1 protein-coding gene is annotated in these 833 nt (G+C 53.3%); it reads right to left on the bottom strand.

Translation table 11 applies throughout. From position 1 onward, the window contains the following. Positions 1-214 precede the first annotated feature (214 nt). Positions 215-538, bottom strand: coding sequence for a hypothetical protein (locus EA472_RS21850; protein WP_124193555.1), 324 nt, complete (start codon positions 536-538; stop codon positions 215-217). Positions 539-833: the final 295 nt, after the last annotated feature.

The following is an 833-nucleotide window of genomic DNA, read 5'->3' as shown; positions in this document are numbered from 1 at the left end:
GAGCCGACGCATAATCCGAGATGAGGAGGCTTCGTTGTGCACACTCGTCGCCTCCTCATTCCTCTCGAAAAGATGCCTCGATAAGCCGCCGCTGTCACGTGGTTTCTCGCTTAGCTAAAGACGGATAATCGTTTCAGTCGTCTCTACGACGTTCCGATCCAGTGTCGCTCGCGGGACCGCGTGCAACTCGCCACGCGGCCACCCACTTTCCCCCTTAATCGCCGATCTCCGCTAGCGCGAGTCCGATTCCGAAGTTCAACGACACGAGTGCCACGCCGAAAACGAACAGCCACAACGCGATGCTCGCATCCATCGAACCGGGAACGAACTCCTGGTAGGGGACTCGACTTTGGATCCGGGTTCCGGGACCAACGGGTCGGTACAGTTCCTGTACGACGAGCAGCACGGTCCCGACGGTCACGCCGAAAGCGATCACCCACCAACTTCCGTCGTTTGACTCGTGCGTAGCGAGAACTTGTACATTGGCGACGAGAAGTCCACTTCCCATCGCGTACAAACCGGCCAACGTGAGTGCCATCACGAGGTTTGCGATCAAAAACTGGTAACTCGCGATTCCGACTACTGTCCCAGTTACTCCACTAACTAAGATCGATCCTCGCGTCATCGTCTGCATATTCATTGCCACATAATACAATGTTGTTCTAATAGATTAGGTTATCAATTTAATTTGTGGAGGACGTATATCATAGGGATCAGCAGAGATACTCATAGATCCTCGGTGAGTGCAGCGTTGGGAGTTTACTCGTGAGATACGCTTTCAGTTCTGAGAGTGTTCGATAGAGTTTGTTGGCACGTCCCTCGTTCACTTGACG

The sequence above is a fragment of the Natrarchaeobius oligotrophus genome (assembly GCF_003841465.1).
Classification (GTDB): Archaea; Halobacteriota; Halobacteria; order Halobacteriales; family Natrialbaceae; genus Natrarchaeobius; species Natrarchaeobius oligotrophus.
The sequence above is the reverse complement of the archived record's forward strand: the minus strand, read 5'-3'. Positions and strand labels throughout refer to the sequence as shown.